The sequence below is a fragment of the Pseudomonas sp. PA-4-8C genome, assembly GCF_021606625.1.
Classification (GTDB): domain Bacteria; phylum Pseudomonadota; class Gammaproteobacteria; order Pseudomonadales; family Pseudomonadaceae; genus Aquipseudomonas; species Aquipseudomonas lactis.
Map to the genome: position 1 here is coordinate 1 of NZ_WKCD01000483.1, position 2,054 is coordinate 2,054.

Below are 2,054 nucleotides of genomic sequence, written 5' to 3' on the forward strand. Positions count from 1 at the left end.
ATCACGTACCGCTTTTAACCTTGGTCCAGACCCGCGTGCGAATACGCTCGGCCTTCAGCGGCAAGGGCTCAAGCGGAACCAATGTCGCCATGGTCTTTTTATCGGGATAGATCCAAGGGTTATCCCGCAATTTTTGCTCGACAAACTCAGTGGCATCTTTGTTGGCGTTGGGATAAAGCATGTAGTTGGACGTCTTGGCTATCACCTGTGGCCGCAGCATGTAGTTGATGAACGCCAGAGCGGCCTTGGGGTGGCGAGCGTCCTTGAGCAACACCCAGTTTTCAGACCAGACCAACGCCCCTTCCCGCGGCAGGCTGTAGGCAATCTTGCGGCCACTGTTGGACTTTTCATTAATCGCCTGCGCCGCCAGTGCACCATTGGCCCAGCCGACGACCGCACAGATATTGCCGTCTGCCAGGTCGGTGTCGATTCTGGAAGAGTCGAAATAGAGTACATAGGGACGGATTTTCAACAACAGCGCCTGGGCCTTCTGGTAATCCTCTGGGTCAGTGCTGTTACTGGGCAGCCCTAGATAGTGCAAGGCAATGGAAATGATCTCGCTGGGGGAGTCGAGCATGGCCACGCCACAGGACTTGAGCTTGCTGATGTTTTCTTCTTTGAAGATCAGGTCCCAGCTGTCCACCGGAGCGTCATCACCCAGTGCCGCCTTGACCTTATCCACGTCGTAGCCAATGCCGGTGGTACCCCAGACATAGGGCACGGCGTAGCGGTTACCGGGGTCATTGACCGCCAGCAGGGACAGGATGTCAGGGTCGATGTGCGACAGATTACTCAACTGCGCACGATCCAACGGCTGCAGCACCCCGGCCTTGATCAAGCCGGGCAATACATTGGAGGTGGCCACCACCAGGTCATAACCGGTGCGCCCAGCCATGACCTTGCTCTGCATGGTTTCGGCGCTGTCGAAAGCATCCATATGCAGCTTGATGCCGCTCTCCTGCTGGAATTGCTTGGGCGTCTGCGGCTCAAGAAAGCCGAACCAGTTATACAGATACACCGAATTTTCAGCGGCGGCTGCGGGCGTGCTGATTGCAGCGCCCATAAACGACGCTAAAAAAATAGCTCGCAAGTGTGCTCGACTCATATGACTATCCCTGTCCACACGACGCGCCTTCATGGCTATCGTAAGCTCGGGGTGAATATACCGAGCCTCGACGAATAGTAAATACCTACAAGTACTTAGCTCTGGCCTGCAAAGCCCTAACCCTAAAGGGGTAGAACATGTCGCTTGACCTTCATAGCCTGGCTTGGCACCGATCGGTTGGAAAACTGATCATGCAGCTCAATCGCCCGGAGTTCTGGAGTTCGCTGATTCGGGTACTGAATGAATATGTGCAGATAGACAATTGGGTGGTGCTGGTTTTCGGTGACCACGCAGTGCGTGTGATCAGCCTGCCCGAGGTGGCCGACAGCGAAGAAATCGACGCCTTTATTCATCGCTATGTGAAAGGCCTGTATCTGCTGGACCCGTTCTATATCGCTGATCGAGAAAACCCGCAGAGCGGGTTCTTCCATCTGCTCGATATTGCGCCGGAACACTTCCGGGAAACCGAGTACTACCAACAATATTTTGCGCAGTACATCTCGGTCGATGAGGCGCAATACAACGTACGGCTCGATGCCGACAGAACGTTGTGCATGTCATTTGGCAGCAACCTGCGCTTCACCCAGGCGCAGATAACGGTATTGGACATGATCAAGCCGTGGGTAACAGCAATGATGCATCAACGCATGGGCTTTGAAACTGACCCGGCAAAAAACCTCACCGAGCCGACCCCATGGGCCGAGGCACTCACTCAGTTGGAAACACACGTAACGACGCGTGAAAAAGACGTGCTCAAGTTACTGCTCAGTGGGTTCTCCAACAAAGAGATCGCCGGCAAGCTGTCGCTGTCGACGGAAACCATCAAGGTTCACCGCCGCAATATCTACAGCAAGCTGAATATCAAATCTCAGTCGGAGCTGTTTGCGCGGTTTTTTATGCCACGGCAGGAGATTACATCGACGCGTTGAAGGGGGGCGGTGCGCTGGCG

The 2,054-nt window shown here is 54.7% G+C and carries 2 protein-coding genes; one reads left to right on the forward strand and one right to left on the reverse strand.

What is annotated here, in order from left to right:
* Window position 1: 1 nt before the first annotated feature.
* Window positions 2-1,105 (reverse strand): polyamine ABC transporter substrate-binding protein, encoded by a 1,104-nt coding sequence (locus GIW04_RS30215; protein WP_003190082.1) that lies wholly within the window; start codon window positions 1,103-1,105, stop codon window positions 2-4.
* Window positions 1,106-1,242: 137 nt separating this feature from the next.
* Between GIW04_RS30215 and GIW04_RS30220 the strand changes: the two genes are divergently transcribed.
* Window positions 1,243-2,034 (forward strand): helix-turn-helix transcriptional regulator, encoded by a 792-nt coding sequence (locus tag GIW04_RS30220; RefSeq protein ID WP_120247743.1) that lies wholly within the window; start codon window positions 1,243-1,245, stop codon window positions 2,032-2,034.
* Window positions 2,035-2,054 lie beyond the last annotated feature (20 nt).